Origin of the sequence: Alcanivorax sp. MD8A (assembly GCF_002888555.1) — a bacterium.
Classification (GTDB): Bacteria; Pseudomonadota; Gammaproteobacteria; order Pseudomonadales; family Alcanivoracaceae; genus Alcanivorax.
On record NZ_AQOQ01000049.1, the window covers coordinates 1 to 15,678 of the forward strand.

A 15,678-nucleotide genomic window follows, 5' to 3' on the forward strand; every position below is an offset into this window, starting at 1 on the left:
TCCCTTGTTGGCCAGCCGTATTTGATCACGATTTCAGCCCGTAAACGTCATGCCTTTTTCAAGGATCATGACATTGCCAAACGGACCTGCAGGGTCATTCACGAGATCGATTCGTTAGGGGCAAGCCACACCTGGTGCTTTGTGATCATGCCGGATCACTGCCACTGGATGTTGACGCTGGAGGGCAATTATTCGTTGTCGCAAACCGTGCGGATGTTTAAAGGCCAGAGCTCGCGCCTGGCGGGCGTCTCGCTGTGGCAGAGAGGTTTCCACGATCGGGCCTTGCGCCGTGAGTCAGACCTGCTGCCCACGGCGCGGTATGTCATTGCCAATCCGCTGCGGGCGGGGTTGGTGACCCGGTTGGGGGATTATCCGTATTGGGATGCGGTCTGGTTGTAGGTTTGAGAATCGCCATGCAAGCATAGCTCCTACACGGGGCGGGGGTGATGCCATCGCCGCACCCGCCCTCGGTGCCCCACACAACCTATAGGAGCCATGCTCGCATGGCGATCCGAGCCTGGGCGAGGTATAGATTCCAGAGCCTATGCAAGACACGGCCTGCATGGTGATCCTCGTTTCAGCGAGGCAAGGATTCTCAGAACGCTGTCCGAATCTAACAAGGTTAGTGCGCCGGCGGAGATCGATCTTCGCCGATTTCAGCCCTACGTTCTTGTCCCATCTGTTCGGCCTTGGTACCGAGGCTTTTTAGCGCAAAGCGGGTTGCGTGGCGTCTCTCTATTGAACACCCAACCAAACACCCCGTAACACCCCTCCATTGCGTTTCCCTGTCCGCTGCGGTCTTATCGAAAAAAAGAGACAGGACCGATTCATGCAACTGCTCGGATTATTACGCCGGGAGCTGCGCAGTGAATGTCGCCAATGGGTGGATGACGGGGACATCAGTGCGGAGCAGGGCGAGCGGATATTGGCGCGCTACGGCACCAGTCTGGAGGATGTCAGCGATGGCTCGCTGGCCTACAAGGTACTGGTGGGCGTGGCGCTGTTGTTTGCCGGCATGGCCATGATGCTGCTGGTGTCGGCCAACTGGGAGGAAATCCCCCGTGTGGTGCGCATGCTGGGCCTGGTGGCGACAACCCTGGTGCTGAACGGTATCGGGGTGCGGCACTTCCTGCGTGATGGCAGCGGCATTGGCTGGCTGTTTGTCGGGAGTATCAGTTACGGGGCGTCGATCATGCTGATCGCGCAGATTTACCACTTGGGAGAGCACTTCCCGGATGGTCTGTTGGTGTGGGCGCTGGGTGTGGCGCCCATGGCGCTCTTGACCCGCAGCCGTGTGATTGCCCTGTTGATGCTGGCACTGGCCTTGTTCTGGTTGATGGCCGAGGGCCAGTTCAGCCCACCTTGGGCCATGGTGCTGTTCCTGGGGTGCAGTGTTGCGGTGGCTCGGATGGCATGTTCTGCGGGGCTGATGATCGTTACCGTGGCGGCGGCGGTGAGCTGGCTGAATGTCTTGTTGGGCTGGGCCTACGGTTACCCCTGGCGACCGGATATCGAGGCCGGCCATCTGACCCTGAACATGGGACTGTTGGCACTGATCTTTATGGCCGGGCACCGGCTCTCGGCCACGACCTCGGTGTATCTGCGCCGTACCGCCACACTGTTGTCATTGTGGGCGCTGCGGGGTTATCTACTGTTGTTGCTGCCGTTTACCTTCACCGAGTTCTGTGAGGGGTACCTGAAAGAGTTGGAGACCGTAATGGATCCGGGGTTGTGGATGGGTTTGCTGGCTGCCATCCCGGCGGCCTGCCTGGCCCTGCGTAACCGTTCGGCTCACCCGTTATCCCGTGGGTTGGTGATGGGGCTGCCACTGGTCATGGTGCTGTTGCATGGAGGAATCAACGAGGCCATGGCTGTCCCGGTGACGGTGCTGGTCAATCTGCTGGTGCTGGGCTCGGCCATCGTGCTGGTGCAGCAGGGGTTGCTCAAGGGGCTCAGCCAGTATTTCTACAGCGGGGTGGCGCTGCTGTTGGTGTTGGGGATGATGCGCTACGTGGATCTGGTGGGTGATTACGTGGGGGGCTCGGTGTTGTTCCTGCTGGCGGCCGGCATCCTGTTCCTGGCCGCCCACTACTGGCGAGATCGACAGGGAGGGGCGGGCCATGAATAACCGGCAGCGCAAATTCGCCTTTGCGGCGGCTATCCTGTTCCAGCTGGTGGTCATGGCCGGTGTCTGGGTGAACGGCTTTTATCCCCTGTGGCTGGGTGAGGAGGTGCGACTGAAAACCCGCCCGGTGGATCCCCGCGACCTGTTCCGCGGTAATTACGCCCGCTTGAATTACGACTTCGACACCATAGAGCCAGGAGAATCTGCTGACTTTCGCCCCGGTGATGTGGTGTATGTCCCGCTGGTCCGCAACGGTGACCTCTGGGACCCACAACCGACTCAGGCGAGTCGGCCGGAAAGCGGGGTGTTTCTGCGCGGGCGGGTCACCAGCCGTCCCTGGCGTAGCGGCAGCCGTGTCACCTTCGGCATTGAAGCCCTGTTCGCCCCCAAGGAAAAAGCCCTGGCCCTGGAAAAGCAACTCCGCCACGCCGCTGTTGCGGTGGTAAGGGTGGCGCCAAATGGGCGCGCCGCCCTGGTTTCCGTGAACAGTGAATAGTCAGCTGCGTCGCGGATGGGGCTTTCTGCTCCAAAACGCATGAGGCCGCGCCCGGAGAAAGGACGCGGCCTCATGCGTTCAGGAACCTGCCGCGCTGAACGCGCGCTGTTCACTCTTCACTGTTAACTGTTCACTGACTTCCCAGCGCTTTCTGAATAAACCCGGACTCTTTCTCAATGGTCTTGGCGAAAGGCGCCAGCGCGTGCATGCGCTCGGTGTGGGCGGCCAGGTTGGGGTAGGTGTCGGCATCAATCTGTTCGCCGCCGTGCTTGAAGTTGACCATCTGACTGGCCAGGGCGATGTCGGCGACGGTCAGGCTGTTGCCCACCAGGTAGTCACGGCCTTCCAGTTCCTTGTCCAGATAGGCGAACAGCGGGGGAATGGTGGTGCTCAGGGCGTGCTGGACCTTGTCCTCGTCACACTCTTTGCCCATGAGCCGCATCACCACCCGGTTACGGAACACCGCGAAGGTGCAGCGCATGGCCAGGTCGTAATCCGCAAAGCGTTCAAACCAGATCACCCGTCCACGTTCCATGGCATCGCTGGGGTAGAGTGCGGGTTCTGGTTGGGTGGTTTCCAGCCAGGTACAGATGGCGGCGGAATCGGCCAGGTACTGGCCATCAATCTCCAGCGCCGGAATGCGTTTCATGGGGCTGATCTTTTCGTAGCCTTCCGGGGTGTTGGCGGGGTCCACATGGACGGCTTCGTACTCGATGCCTTTCAGGGCCAGGGCAACGCGGGTTTTACGGACAAAGGGCGACAGGGCGGCCCCGTACAACTTGATGGACATGCATTTCTCCCGATAAATGAGCGTTTTTTCAGCAAGTTGACGAAAGATTCGTCGTTATAGCGCGCCATTATCAGAGCAGCGTGACTTTTTCGGGTCAATGGTGAGGAAGGACAAAATTTTTCCTTGACGAAGGGGCACCAGATACCTATTCTACGCGCCGCTTTGACGCACCACGTCAAGCCCGGGTCCCCTTCGTCTAGTGGCCCAGGACACCGCCCTTTCACGGCGGTAACAGGGGTTCGACTCCCCTAGGGGACGCCACTAATTCGCTAGTGATTAGCTGGCAGTAAGTTAAGCGGGAATAGCTCAGTTGGTAGAGCACGACCTTGCCAAGGTCGGGGTCGCGAGTTCGAATCTCGTTTCCCGCTCCAAATCGAAAGGGACCCAATCGGGTCCCTTTTTTGTTTTCTTCAGTGCCTGGCGAGAGTATCTAATCCAGGGCCTAATCCCACCAAAAACCGCAGGCCGGTGCCTGCCGGCTGAATTTTGTTCATTTAATTGCGTAAAAATTCCGGGTAAGCTCTGGCGCGGGATCGGAATAGTAATTAACAAGAGAAGAATGTCGGGCTGCCAGGGAGTACGCCCGTTAGGGGGCGGTATGTTTCGGTATTTTGTTGCTTGCATCGTGTGCTCTGTGGCTTGTCTGGTTCAGGCGCAAACGTTTTATGTAAATAGTTCTGGGGACGATAATGATCCTGTCGATGAGCTCTTGACCTTGCGTGAAGCGCTAGCCAATGCCAATGCGGTGACGGGACCAGACACGATTTTTCTTCCAGCGGGTATACAGATTGGTACTTCGCAAGGTTATTTCATCACCGACGATGTGGAAATCATTGGTGTGCAGGGAGAAGAAGCAGTCTTGACCTCTGCTGCTGAGGTGCTTTTCGAGATTGATAGCGATATTAATGTTGGCTTGCGCAATTTGTCTCTGGGTGTGGTCAATGACCCGTCTTTGGGGTTCTCGATGGGGGTTCGCGCTTGCGGTGAAGTCTCTATGTATAACCTGAGAGCCTCGGGTTTTTCGAATGCTATCCGGCTATGTTCTTCGCGGGTTGAACTGAATACGGGAAATAGCGTGTTCAGTGATAATGGCAACTTCCTGTTCGCATCGGGTTCTGTGGCTCCTATTTCTGTTTCGGTTGAAAACTCCTATATCGAAAACTCCGGGCTTCACCTGCGCGGCTATGGTGAGGAGCAAGAGATTGCTCTTCGTCGTTCTGTTTTTGTTGCCGAAGATAAGGTTATCTCCTTATATGGACGTGGGACCATCAAGGTCATAGACAGCGCATTGTTACTGTCGAAGCAGCACCTGTTTTTGGCCATGTGGGACACGGCATATTCAACTTATCACTATCCCAATATCGAGATTATTCAGAGCACAGTTGCTGGGCATAATTCGGTATACCCGATTATGGTGACTGAGGGTGCGAACGTAAAAATAGCTCACTCCACCTGGGTTGATAATGTAAACAGTGATGGCCCCCTGCTGGATATAAAAACCTATAAGCCGCGAAATTCCAGTGAATATCACGGTAGCATAGAAATAGATCACACTATTTTCGACCGTTACTTCACCGAGGGCATGCCAATTAGCCTGTATGGAGTAGATCTCGCCGCTAGCTACTCTTTCCTCCCGTCAGTGGAGAGGCGATTCGGTTCCGAGAATGTTTCTATGGATTCGACAACAGCCTTGTATCAAGGTGCTCCCGCCTATCTGGGTGAGTTGTCATTTAGCCTTGGGCATCTGCCTTACTACCTTGCCAGCGCCGATAGTCCCGTTATCGATGCGGGAAGACCATCGGCCATTGCGGGCGAGGACGGGGTTCCCGCTTCTGAACAGCGTCAGTCTGTGCGGATTCTGGGGGCCGCGATAGATATTGGTTCCACGGAAAGAAATCAGGAGCCCACTTTGGATGTTCAGGCGCTCAGAGAAGAATATGAGGCTCAAGTGGCAGATCTTGAAGACCCTGATGCAGATATTGTGCTCGATCTCGATAGCTTCGTGAGTGATCCGGATGGCCATATCATCACTGATATTGAATTTTATAGTCCGGCGGACTTGAGCTATGAGTCTGACACGCATGTCTTGAGCGGCCATAAGGCGGCCTTTAAGGTTGCACTAATGCAGGCCTTGATACATGAAGAGACCGGCCTGACCGGTCTGGCTGAAGCTGATTGGTCACCACAGCCTGAAGGAGCAATTGTCTCCGGAGGCGGTGGTGATAGTGGTGGTGGAGGGGGCAGCCTGCCCCTGGCTACTGGACTGTTGTTGATGTTTATTGGCATGCACCGCAGGCGATCCAGATAAACGCTGAAAACCCCTCCCTCGAGGGGTTTTTTTGTCGTTATTCGCCGGACGCCAGCGATGGCGCTTTACAGGTGAGCCCCGCGTAATCCTGTTCGGTGCCACTGCCTGGCGCGTGGGGAGCTCCATCCTGGCATTGGCATTCCGCCCATAGCTGCCTACACTGATAGCTGACCAGAAGTGATGTGACTATGGCCCGTTTACACCCGCGATTGCTGGAAGCTCTTAACCTGTTGCCCGGGGACAAACCTGTCCACCTGCTCACCCGCCATTCCGTGCGGGAACTGGCCAAGAATGGCTTCGCCGATTACCGCTTGCCGCTGACCCCGGAGGGGGTGGATATGGCGCGTGACTGGGGGAGTAAGCTGAATCGCCCGGTGGATGCCTTCTACTCCAGCCCGGTGGGCCGTTGTGTCAACACGGCCAAGGCTATGGCCGAAGGGGCGAAGAAGGCAGGTTTGCTCAAGGCGCTCCCGGACATCACCACCGATACCACGCTGGTCGAGCCGGGGTGCTACGTGGTTGATATCAACGAAATCGGCCCCACTTTCCTGAAGATGGGGGCGTTCCGCTTTCTTAACCAGCACTTGCAGGAGCCTTTCGACGGAATGCTGTCACCGGCAGAAGGGCGCGCCAAGCTGGCGGCTTACCTGCGCGAGCGGGAGCCACAGGCGGGACATCTCAACGTGCATGTTACCCACGACACCATTCTGGCCGTGCTGGTGGCCGAGCTACACGGTCGTCGCAAGATTACCGAGGATGACTGGCCCTGGATGATGGAAGGGCTGTGGGTCTGGTTCACGGACAGCCGGATGCACTGGATCTGGCGTGGCGATCACGGCCACTGCGCACTGTAATCTCGTTTCGCTCCCTGTTTCCCTAATTCGCATTGAGGTGAATCTTGTCTGCATTGACGATTCGGAATCTCACCAAGACCTATGCCAATGGTGTTCAGGCACTCAAAGGCATTGATCTTGAGGTTCAGAAGGGCGATTTCTTTGCCCTGTTGGGGCCCAACGGGGCCGGCAAATCCACCACCATTGGGGTGGTCAGTTCTCTGGTGAACAAGAGTGGCGGAGATGTCAGTATCTTCGGGCATTCGCTGGATACCCAGCGTTCCCAGGCCAAGATGAAGATTGGCGTGGTGCCGCAGGAATTCAACTTCAACCAGTTTGAAAAGGTGTTTGATATCGTTGTGACCCAGGCCGGGTTTTACGGTATCCCTGCACCGTTGGCCCGAGAGCGGGCGGAAAAGTATCTGCGCCAGCTGGGGTTGTGGGAAAAGCGGGACAAGCAGTCGCGAACACTTTCAGGCGGCATGAAACGCCGGTTGATGATTGCCCGTGCTCTGGTACATGAGCCCGAGTTATTGATCCTCGATGAACCTACCGCCGGTGTGGACATCGAGCTACGTCGCTCCATGTGGGATTTTCTCACCCGCATTAACCAGGAAGGCAAGACGATTATTCTGACGACCCATTATCTGGAGGAAGCAGAATCCCTTTGCCGTAACATTGCCATCATCGACCACGGCACCATCGTCGAAAATACCTCCATGCGTGCGCTGCTGGAAAAACTGCAGGTGGAAACGTTCGTGCTGGATCTGGCGCGCCCGGTAGATACCGCGCCGGTGCTGGAAGGGTTCGATGTGGTGTTGCGTGATGCCCAGACCCTGGAAGTGGCGGTACCCAAAACGCAAAGCCTGAACACCCTGTTTGTCGCCCTGGCGGAACAGCAGTTCGAGGTCATGAGCATGCGCAACAAGGCCAACCGGCTGGAAGAACTGTTTGTGCGACTGGTTGAGCAGAACCTGCCCGGAGAAAAAGCATGAAGGCCCGTGATCAGTGGGTGGCGTTCATGACCATCGTCACCAAGGAAATTCGCCGTTTCACCCGGATCTGGCCACAAACACTGTTGCCGCCGGCAATCACCATGACATTGTATTTCGTCATCTTCGGCAACCTGATTGGCAGCCGCATTGGCGACATGGGCGGGTTCGATTACATGCAGTACATCGTGCCGGGCCTGATCATGATGAGCGTGATCCAGAACAGCTATGGCAATGTGGTGAGTTCGTTCTTTTCCACCAAATTCCAGCATTCCATCGAAGAAATGCTGGTTTCTCCCATGCCGCCACATGTGATTCTCACCGGTTTCGTAGTGGGGGGGATGGTGCGCGGGATGCTGGTCGGGTTGATTGTCAGTCTGCTGAGCCTGTTTTTCACGCACCTGAGCATGCAACACCTGCTGATTACGGTCACGGTAGTGATACTGACGGCGGCCCTGTTTGCGCTTGGGGGCTTTATCAATGCGGTCTTTGCCAACAAGTTTGATGATATTTCCATTGTGCCCACCTTTATCCTGACGCCCCTTACGTATCTGGGTGGGGTGTTCTATTCCATTGATCTGCTGCCGGAGTTCTGGCGCACCGTGAGCCTGGCCAATCCGATTGTGTATATGGTGAATGCCTTCCGCTACGGGGTGTTGGGTGTCAGTGATGTGAATGTTTACGCCTCTCTGGCGGCCATTTGTGGCTTTGTGGTGGCCTTTTACCTGTTCGCGCTGTGGTTATTGCGACGTGGTACCGGCATCCGACATTAATTATTATGGATATTGAGCCAACGGACGGCTGAGCCAGGAGACACCATGAGTTACTTGAAGGAAACCCCGCTGGGTCGCTCCAGTGAGTATGTGGACGAGTACACGCCCTCGTTGCTTTGTCCGGTACCCCGCTGGGATGCCCGGGAAAGCCTTGAGCTGGAAGATACCAGCCTGCCTTTCCATGGCACGGATATCTGGAATGCCTATGAATTGTCCTGGCTGAATGAGAAGGGCAAGCCCATTGTGGCCATGTGCGAGCTGCGGATTCCCTGCACTACACCGAATATTGTCGAATCCAAATCCCTGAAGTTGTATCTCAATTCCTTCGCCAACTCGCGGTTTGATCATCGCGACAAGGTCCGTGCGGCCATCGAAAAAGACGTGGCGCAGACCGTCGGTGGCAATATTGAGGTGCTGCTGTATTCACTGGAGGAATCCGCGGGTTTTCCCACCTGGGAAGATCGTGGTGAATGCGTCGATAACATCGACCTGAATTTCGAGCACTACGAATACAACCCGGAACTGTTGCTCTGTGATCAGGGCGCAGAGCAGACCGGCCAGCTCTATTCGCATTTGCTGCGAAGCCATTGCCCGGTCACCAACCAACCGGATTGGGCCACAGTGGTGATCCGTTACACTGGCCGGGCTATCAGTCCGGCCAGCTTCCTGCGTTATGTGGTGTCCTTGCGCAATCATCAGGGCTTCCATGAGCAGATTATCGAGCAGATGTTTGTTGACCTGATGTCGCAGTGCTCGCCGCGTCACTTGACCGTTTATGGCCGTTTTACCCGCCGTGGTGGTATCGACATCAACCCGTTCCGTTCCAACAGCGAGCAGCCGCTGCCAAATAGGAGAACAATTCGGCAGTAACGGTATCTACATCAGGCTAGAGTGTTTCTTTTGTCATCAACAAGGAAAGGTTTCATGACTGAGAATGAACACCCCCAAAGTGGGGCTGAACCGCAAGGCCCGAGTAAGGAAGAACGCAGCCAGGCGATGGGCTGCCATTTGTTGTCGTTGATCGGGTTGGTGATTCCCTTCGGGAGCTTGATTGGCCCGCTGGTGATGTGGCTGGTCAAGAAGGATGAAAGTCCTTTTGTCGATGATCAGGGCAAGGAAGCCGTGAACTTCAATATCACCATGCTGATCGCCTTTTTCGTCGCATTTGTGCTGATGTTTGTGGCGATTGGAGCCGTGTTGATGCCGGTGCTGTTCATCTTCTGGGTGGTGATGGTGATCATTGCCGGATTGAAAGCCAATGAGGGTGTGGCTTATAGGTATCCTTTCACGCTGCGGTTGATCAAGTAAAAGCCGTGACGAGCGGCTAGCTACGAGAAAAACCGCGCCAGTCAGGCGCGGTTTTTTTATTGCCAGGGGCTGGTTAATGCGTCTGCGCCCTGAATTACCAACGGTTTTATCTTTTTCTCGCAGCTAGTCGCTCATGGCTCGCAGCTGTGTCTTCACGGTCCCAGCGGCCAGCCAAACCCGATCCAGATTCCCAGTAACACCGACCACCCCACCAGTAGCGTCAGGCTGTAAGGCAGCATGAGTGCCATCAGGGTGCCGATGCCGGTGTCGGGTTGATAGCGCCGGGCGAAGCCCAGTACCAGTACGAAGTAGGGCATGAGCGGGGTGATGATATTGGTGCTGGAATCGCCCACCCGGTAGGCCGCCTGGGTGGCTTCGGGTTCGATGCCCAGCAACATCAGCATAGGTACAAAGATGGGAGCCAGAATCGACCATTTGGCCGAAGCGCTGCCAATCATCAGGTTGATCAGGGCAGCCAGCAACACGAACAACAACAGCAAGGCAACTTTGGGAATCGACAGGCTGCCAAGCCATGCGGCGCCCTCAACAGCCAGCAGGACGCCCAGCTGGCTGTAATTGAACCAGGCGACAAACTGGGCGGCGAAAAACATCAGCACCAGATAGCCCGCCATGGAGGCCATAGTGGTTTCCATGGCGGTAATGATATCGCCGCCATGGCGAAACTGACCGCTGAGCCGGCCGTAGACGGCACCGCATATCCCTGCCAGCAACGCCACAATTACCACCAGGCCGTGAATGAACGGCGAGCCCAGTACACTGCCGGTGTCCGGGTGTCGCAGGGGGGCGTTGTCGGGGATCACCAGCAGGGCGGTCAGGGTCAGCAGCACCACAAGAGTGGCCAGCGTCCAGCGCATGGCCGCGGGGTGGCTGACAGGTGTTTCAACCTCGACAGCGGTGTCGGTTGCCATTGTTCGAAGGCGCGGTTCGGTGAGGCGCAGGGTGACCAGGCTGACCAGAGCTGTCACCACGAAGGTGGACACGATGATGAACCAGTAATTGCCGGTGGCATCGACGGTTCGGCTGGGGTCCACCAGCGCGACCGCTTCGCTGGTCAGGCCGGCGAGAGTGGCATCGACCGGCCCCACCAGCAGATTGGCGCTGAAGCCGCCGGACACTCCCGCAAAGGCAGTGGCAATACCGGCCAACGGGGAGCGTCCGGCCAGTTGGAACACCAGCCCGGCGAGCGGGATCAGTACGACATAGCCGGCATCCACCGTCATGCTCGACAGCACCCCGGCGAACGCTACGGTGACCACCAGCAGTTTCCCGGAGGCACGCTTTACCAGCGCGGCCAGACTCACGGACAGCACCCCGGATTGTTCTGCGACCCCGAGCCCCAGCATGGCAACCAGTACGACCCCCAGCGGGGCGAAGCCGGTGAAGTTACTGACCAATGACGTGAACAGATACCGCACACCGTCACCGTCAATCAGCGAGCGCACCGCGACGGTGTCGTCAGTGATGGGATGGGTGGTGGTCAGCCCCAATGCGCTTAGCAGTGCGGTGAGTGGCAGCAGTAACAGGCAAAGCCACACGAATAATAGTGTGGGATGTGGCAGTCGATTGCCGAGTGTTTCCAGCCGGGTCAGCAGAGTGTGCCGTGGCATGAGAGATCCTTGTACGTGAAAGCGTCAAGCTGCACGCAACACGCTACAACGCGGGGGCCGGTTTGTCTTGTGCTGGTGTGGGTAGGGCCATTTCGATGGAGCACGCTGGGTGGCTTTCCCGTTTTGCAGGAGCGGTCGTTCGACCGCGATTTTCGGGCTTGGGTCATTCGCCCCATCATTTAGCGTGCCGCCTGTTGCGTGAAGCGAGCAGCGTCTCTCAAAGCCACATGGCGGCCAGCCAGCCCGCCGCCATCAACGGCAGGTTGTAGTGTATGAAGGTCGGAATAACCGTGTCGCGAATGTGGTCGTGTTGGCCATCGGCGTTAAGGCCCGCCGTTGGGCCGAGGGTGGAATCCGAGGCTGGCGAGCCGGCATCGCCCAGGGCGGCGGCACTGCCAACCAGCGCTGCCGTGGCCAGCGGTGAGAAGCCCAATGCCACACACAGCGGGACGTAGAGAGTGGTAATGATGGGGATCGTGGAGAACGAGGAGCCGATACCCAGCGTGACGAACAGTCCCAGGAGCAACAGCAGGGCCGCCGCAAGAGGCGGACTTTGCAGTCCGCTCGTCACCGTTGCTACCAAAGCGGGAACCTGATCTCCGGCCTGCACTACCGCGGCATAGCCATTAGCGGCAATCATGATGAACCCGATCAGTGACATCATCTTTACCCCTTGGGTAAAGGCATCCTGAGACTCACGCCACGGCACCACTCCGCCTGCGGTGAACACCAGGAAACCGACCAGTGCGCCAAGAATGATGGAGTCGCTGTACAGCTGCAGAGCCAATGCCGCCGCCAATGCGATGGCGGCCACCATGACGTTACGGCTGGAAAGCGGAGCGTGTTGTTCTTCACCGGGAAGCTGAACGGGGTGGTAATCGCGAGGTTGTCGGTAGCGGATGCACGCCAGAATCAGGCCCACAACCATGCCGGCGGCGGGCAGCAGCATGGCCAGAGGCAAATCCCCTTTGGGCAGCTCCAGGCCTGCCTTGGCGAGACTGGGGCCCAGCTGGGTATGTAGAAAAATACTGCCAAAGCCCACTGGCAGCACCATGTAAGGCGTGATCAAACCGAACGTGAGAATGCAGGCAGCCAGCCGGCGATCCAGCCGCAGCTGATGCATTACTTCCAGCAAGGGGGGCACCAGGATGGGAATAAAGGCGATATGGATGGGGACCAGGTTCTGACTCATCACTGCCGCTGCCAACAGTACGGTGAGTAGCAGAGTGCGGATTCGCCGCAATTGTTGCGGTGCCGGTGTGCCACCCAGCCGGGCAATAATGCGCCCGGCGAGCCATTCGGTGATCCCGGAGCGGGCAATAGCAACGGCGAAGGCGCCTAGCAGGGCATAGCTCAGGGCAATATTGGCACCACCACCCAGGCCGCTACTGAAGGCGGACAGGGTGGCGGTCAGATCCAGCCCACTGCCCAGGCCGGCAACCAGTGCCGCACACAGGAGTGCCAGCACCACATTCATTCGGGCCAGGCTAAGGCCCATCAGTATGAGTACCGACCAGATAACCGGATTGGCAAGCAATGACATGGAACGCTCCGCATTGGAATGCGGAAAAGTCTAGCAGGGTGCGCCAGCGCTTCCTAACGGTGGCTGGCGCCTCACACTCAGCCCTGGTTGCTGCGCAGTCGCCGCGTGCGGAAGCTGCCCAGGCCCATGTCGGCGATGACTTTGAACAGGGCGAGCAGCACGCTTTCATCGGGTTTGGGGTCTTTGCCCTTGCCCATTCGGTGTAGCTGACGGGAGAACCAGGAGACTTCCATCATGGCCATTTCGTCGATCATCTTGATGCCGGTTTTGCGTGGCGTGACCCGGCTGATGAGCCCGTCTTGGCCGGCAAGAATACGGTTGGGCAGATCGGGCTCTACTGCCAGTGGGCGGGCGATGCCGACGATGTCGGTGGCGCCGCTTTCTACGGCTTCGGCCATGGCTTTGGCGGAGCGGAAGCCACCGGTGACCATCAGAGGAATGGAGACCCGTTTACGGATTTCGTTGGCGTAATCGAGGAAGTAGGCTTCGCGGGCTACGGTGCTTTCACGGACCCCTTTGGCGCCGGCCATGGCCGGGTTTTCATAGTTGCCGCCTGAAATCTCCAGCAGATCCAGGCCTTCTTCTGCGAGGGTTTGCGCCACCGTCATGGATTCGTCTTCGGTGAAGCCGCCGCGTTGGAAATCGGCGGAGTTCAGTTTGATGCTGACAGGGTAGTCGTCGCCGACGGCCTTGCGAATGGCCCGGTAAATTTCCAGCGGGAAGCGCATCCTGTTTTCCAGTGGGCCGCCCCACTGGTCAGTACGCTGGTTGTGGTGGCCGGAGAGAAACTGGCTGACCAGATAGCCGTGTGCTCCGTGAATCTGGACCCCGGTAAAGCCAGCTTTTTTGGCGATGGCGGCGCTGGTGGCGAAGCGTTTAATGATGTCGCGGATCTCTGCTTCGGTGAGCGCACGGGGTGTTTTGAAGGCGCTTTTCAGTTCTTTTCCGAAAGGTACGGCGGAGGGCGCGAGGGTATCGCCACTGGCGAGCATGCGGGGGATCTGTTTGCCGGGGTGGTTCAACTGTACCCAGATTTCATTGCCGTTGCGTTTGCCGGCGTCAGCCCAGCGTTTAAGCAGGGGCAGATCCTGCTCGTTTTCCAGCACGACATTGTTGGGCTCGCCGGTGTGATTGCGGTCGATCATGATGTTGCCGGTGATCAACAGCCCGGTGCCGCCATCTGACCAGCGACCATACAGTGTCTCGAGCGCCGGGGTGACATGATTATCGATGGTACCGAGGGCTTCGCTCATGGCGGATTTGCCGAACCGGTTCGGAATGGCGGTGCCGCAGGGCAGGGCGAGGGATGTTTTCAGGGTATCCGCGTGGCTCACAGTGGTCCTCCTGTGCCCAGTCTGGGCGATTACTGTATAGTTCGATGTTGCTCAAACTATATTTTGGTTCGATAATCGTCAAACTGTTTTGTTGGGGAGGATGGATTTTGGCACAGACTGACACGGTCTCCGAGGCGCAGCTGGCCGCTGCCTTTCGGGCTCTGGCCAATCCAAACCGTCTGCGAATTTATCAGCAGGTGCTTGCCCATTGCAGGGAAAAGGGGCAGGCGGATTTGCAGGAGGTTTCTGCGGGCTGCGCGTTCGGCGATTTCATGAAACGGCTGAATATCGGCAAGCCTACGGTGTCGCATCATGTTAAAGAGCTGGTGGAAGCGGGCTTGATCCGGGTCGAGCAGGTAGGGCGTCGCCGTTTCTGTTTGCCGGACATTGCCATGCAGTCGCGGCTGGGGGATTTTTTCCATGTCTGAGTGGTTGTGGATGCCTGCCAGCGACTGGGCTCTGTATGGATGTGGCCTGTTTTTCCTTACCGGTTTGCTGACCGGGGTATGGAAGTATTGGCAGGTAAGCCAGAGTGAAAAGGCGCGTGCCCACTATTATGTGGATGTGGCTCACCGGGCCAGCCTGATGTACGCCTTTGCTTGTCTGGTGCTGGAACGGTTTGCCCTGCTGAGTGTGTGGAGTGACCGCACCAATACCCTGGCGGTATTGGCCAGCATGCTGTTCTTTGCCTTGGCGGTTGGAAGTTACATCCTGCACGGGATGCTTCGGGATACGCGAAACCAGCTGCAGCGTCCCCACCAATTCGGTAAGGGCACGTTGGCCCCCGTGCTGATGGTGGCCTTTATGGTGGCGTTGATTGTGGCTGAGGTTGGTGGCTTTCTGGTGTTGTTCGCTGGTGTGCTGATGCGCTGATCTACATGCCCGCCAGCGTCTGTTTGGGCAAAGCTGGCGGGTATGTGATTGGGCTGGAATCAGGTGCAATAGCGACCGTACTGGCTCAGCGCCTTGCTGCTGTGCGGGTCTACCAGATCCACCCATACCTGCATGGAATCCTTGTTGCGGGTGTTGTGCAGGTTGCTGAAGTCGCCAGCGGTAAAGCTACCGCTCAGGGTGTCGCCTTCCTGGGGTGTGATGCCGTCCAGCTGTTTGACTAACACCATGCCGCGACTGGAATTGAGTAGCATGTACTCGCAGCTCTGGCTGAGGATCACGGTGGCCTGCTGCTGATCTGCGATTACCGGGGTGCTGAGCGCCATGCAACCGACGATGGCGGCACCGGCAAGATGCATCTTGATTGCTGACATAGTGTGCCCTTCCTTGTTGTTGTTCCCACTACACTGTCCTTCCTCGTTACGACTGTACTGCGAACAGGTGATCCGTCCTGTTGTGTCATGGCAGTAAAGCTGTAACCCGTGTGTAGTGATTTTTTAATGTTCCATCCGCCTTGGATGGTGGCACAGGTGATGGCAAGTCAACATCATCGTTAGGTCTGTTTCTTTTCTAGGGATTAAGTCTGAACCGTTGTCATAGTCATAGGATTAAAGGAGCCTCTGAATAGCTCCTTGCATGCTCAGCGTGTCCTGAAGC

Annotated in this window: 16 protein-coding genes and 2 tRNA genes; 13 read left to right on the forward strand and 5 right to left on the reverse strand. The window is 57.4% G+C overall.

All coding sequences use genetic code 11. The features are described from left to right. The 3 genes from A15D_RS16080 to A15D_RS16090 form a co-directional block, all read left to right on the forward strand. Window positions 1-399, forward strand: a 399-nt coding sequence (locus A15D_RS16080) for a transposase (protein ID WP_102792769.1), incomplete at its 5' end; no start/stop codon positions are given. Between the two features lie 430 nt (window positions 400-829). Further along, complete coding sequence (locus A15D_RS16085) at window positions 830-2,128, forward strand: DUF2157 domain-containing protein (protein WP_102792770.1); 1,299 nt, start codon at window positions 830-832, stop codon at window positions 2,126-2,128. Further along, window positions 2,121-2,621: a GDYXXLXY domain-containing protein gene (locus tag A15D_RS16090; RefSeq protein WP_102792771.1), complete on the forward strand. Its 501-nt coding sequence runs from the start codon at window positions 2,121-2,123 to the stop codon at window positions 2,619-2,621. The genes A15D_RS16085 and A15D_RS16090 overlap by 8 nt, the downstream gene beginning before the upstream one ends. Before the next feature lie 130 nt (window positions 2,622-2,751). On the opposite strand, the gene A15D_RS16095 is transcribed toward A15D_RS16090, so the two are convergent. Then, window positions 2,752-3,411, reverse strand: coding sequence for a glutathione S-transferase family protein (locus tag A15D_RS16095; RefSeq protein WP_102792772.1), 660 nt, complete (start codon window positions 3,409-3,411; stop codon window positions 2,752-2,754). 185 nt (window positions 3,412-3,596) lie between these two features. On the opposite strand from A15D_RS16095, the gene A15D_RS16100 reads away from it, so the two are divergent. The 8 genes from A15D_RS16100 (at window position 3,597) to A15D_RS16135 (ending at window position 9,625) form a co-directional block, all read left to right on the forward strand. After that, a tRNA-Glu gene (locus A15D_RS16100) sits at window positions 3,597-3,672 on the forward strand. A 34-nt stretch (window positions 3,673-3,706) separates the two neighbouring features. Then, window positions 3,707-3,782: transfer RNA gene (locus A15D_RS16105), tRNA-Gly, on the forward strand. A 227-nt stretch (window positions 3,783-4,009) separates the two neighbouring features. Next, a complete protein-coding gene (locus A15D_RS16110) occupies window positions 4,010-5,719 on the forward strand; it encodes a CSLREA domain-containing protein (RefSeq protein ID WP_102792773.1) in 1,710 nt (569 codons plus the stop codon). A 188-nt stretch (window positions 5,720-5,907) separates the two neighbouring features. After that, window positions 5,908-6,573 carry a histidine phosphatase family protein gene (locus tag A15D_RS16115; RefSeq protein WP_102792774.1) on the forward strand — a complete coding sequence of 222 codons (666 nt, stop codon included), beginning with the start codon at window positions 5,908-5,910 and terminating at the stop codon, window positions 6,571-6,573. 44 nt (window positions 6,574-6,617) lie between these two features. Beyond that, a complete protein-coding gene (locus A15D_RS16120) occupies window positions 6,618-7,547 on the forward strand; it encodes an ABC transporter ATP-binding protein (RefSeq protein WP_199175967.1) in 930 nt (309 codons plus the stop codon). Further along, complete coding sequence (locus A15D_RS16125) at window positions 7,544-8,317, forward strand: ABC transporter permease (protein ID WP_022984473.1); 774 nt, start codon at window positions 7,544-7,546, stop codon at window positions 8,315-8,317. Before A15D_RS16120 ends, A15D_RS16125 begins: the two co-directional genes overlap by 4 nt. 45 nt (window positions 8,318-8,362) lie before the next feature. After that, on the forward strand, window positions 8,363-9,187 hold the full coding sequence (queF, locus tag A15D_RS16130; RefSeq protein ID WP_102792776.1) for an NADPH-dependent 7-cyano-7-deazaguanine reductase QueF: 825 nt from the start codon (window positions 8,363-8,365) through the stop codon (window positions 9,185-9,187). Window positions 9,188-9,241: 54 nt separating this feature from the next. Continuing rightward, window positions 9,242-9,625, forward strand: a complete 384-nt coding sequence (locus A15D_RS16135) for a DUF4870 domain-containing protein (protein WP_102792777.1) — start codon at window positions 9,242-9,244, stop codon at window positions 9,623-9,625. Window positions 9,626-9,777: 152 nt separating this feature from the next. Here A15D_RS16135 and A15D_RS16140 read toward each other — a convergent pair whose 3' ends face one another. The 3 genes from A15D_RS16140 to A15D_RS16150 all read right to left on the reverse strand — a co-directional run bounded on the left by A15D_RS16140 (window position 9,778) and on the right by A15D_RS16150 (window position 14,130). Beyond that, window positions 9,778-11,253, reverse strand: a complete 1,476-nt coding sequence (locus tag A15D_RS16140; protein WP_102792778.1) for an AbgT family transporter — start codon at window positions 11,251-11,253, stop codon at window positions 9,778-9,780. Window positions 11,254-11,470: 217 nt separating this feature from the next. Beyond that, window positions 11,471-12,796, reverse strand: coding sequence for a Na+/H+ antiporter family protein (locus A15D_RS16145; protein ID WP_102792779.1), 1,326 nt, complete (start codon window positions 12,794-12,796; stop codon window positions 11,471-11,473). 77 nt (window positions 12,797-12,873) lie between these two features. Further along, window positions 12,874-14,130, reverse strand: a complete 1,257-nt coding sequence (locus A15D_RS16150) for an NADH:flavin oxidoreductase/NADH oxidase family protein (protein ID WP_102792780.1) — start codon at window positions 14,128-14,130, stop codon at window positions 12,874-12,876. Window positions 14,131-14,237: 107 nt separating this feature from the next. Between A15D_RS16150 and A15D_RS16155 the strand changes: the two genes are divergently transcribed. Further along, window positions 14,238-14,558, forward strand: coding sequence for a helix-turn-helix transcriptional regulator (locus tag A15D_RS16155; RefSeq protein WP_022984479.1), 321 nt, complete (start codon window positions 14,238-14,240; stop codon window positions 14,556-14,558). Beyond that, window positions 14,551-15,003 (forward strand): hypothetical protein, encoded by a 453-nt coding sequence (locus tag A15D_RS16160; protein ID WP_233192275.1) that lies wholly within the window; start codon window positions 14,551-14,553, stop codon window positions 15,001-15,003. The genes A15D_RS16155 and A15D_RS16160 overlap by 8 nt, the downstream gene beginning before the upstream one ends. A 59-nt stretch (window positions 15,004-15,062) precedes the next feature. On the opposite strand, the gene A15D_RS16165 is transcribed toward A15D_RS16160, so the two are convergent. Then, a complete protein-coding gene (locus A15D_RS16165; protein ID WP_102792782.1) occupies window positions 15,063-15,395 on the reverse strand; it encodes a hypothetical protein in 333 nt (110 codons plus the stop codon). Between the last annotated feature and the right edge of the window lie 283 nt (window positions 15,396-15,678).

Bases quoted from the DNA above. Each gene is read 5' to 3' on its own strand.
- queF (WP_102792776.1), top strand. From the start codon at position 8,363: ATGAGTTACTTGAAGGAAACCCCGCTGGGTCGCTCCAGTGAGTATGTG.
- A15D_RS16125 (WP_022984473.1), top strand. From the start codon at position 7,544: ATGAAGGCCCGTGATCAGTGGGTGGCGTTCATGACCATCGTCACCAAG.
- A15D_RS16140 (WP_102792778.1), bottom strand. From the start codon at position 11,253: ATGCCACGGCACACTCTGCTGACCCGGCTGGAAACACTCGGCAATCGA.
- A15D_RS16110 (WP_102792773.1), top strand. From the start codon at position 4,010: ATGTTTCGGTATTTTGTTGCTTGCATCGTGTGCTCTGTGGCTTGTCTG.
- A15D_RS16145 (WP_102792779.1), bottom strand. From the start codon at position 12,796: ATGTCATTGCTTGCCAATCCGGTTATCTGGTCGGTACTCATACTGATG.
- A15D_RS16095 (WP_102792772.1), bottom strand. From the start codon at position 3,411: ATGTCCATCAAGTTGTACGGGGCCGCCCTGTCGCCCTTTGTCCGTAAA.
- A15D_RS16135 (WP_102792777.1), top strand. From the start codon at position 9,242: ATGACTGAGAATGAACACCCCCAAAGTGGGGCTGAACCGCAAGGCCCG.
- A15D_RS16160 (WP_233192275.1), top strand. From the start codon at position 14,551: ATGTCTGAGTGGTTGTGGATGCCTGCCAGCGACTGGGCTCTGTATGGA.
- A15D_RS16090 (WP_102792771.1), top strand. From the start codon at position 2,121: ATGAATAACCGGCAGCGCAAATTCGCCTTTGCGGCGGCTATCCTGTTC.
- A15D_RS16115 (WP_102792774.1), top strand. From the start codon at position 5,908: ATGGCCCGTTTACACCCGCGATTGCTGGAAGCTCTTAACCTGTTGCCC.
- A15D_RS16085 (WP_102792770.1), top strand. From the start codon at position 830: ATGCAACTGCTCGGATTATTACGCCGGGAGCTGCGCAGTGAATGTCGC.
- A15D_RS16165 (WP_102792782.1), bottom strand. From the start codon at position 15,395: ATGTCAGCAATCAAGATGCATCTTGCCGGTGCCGCCATCGTCGGTTGC.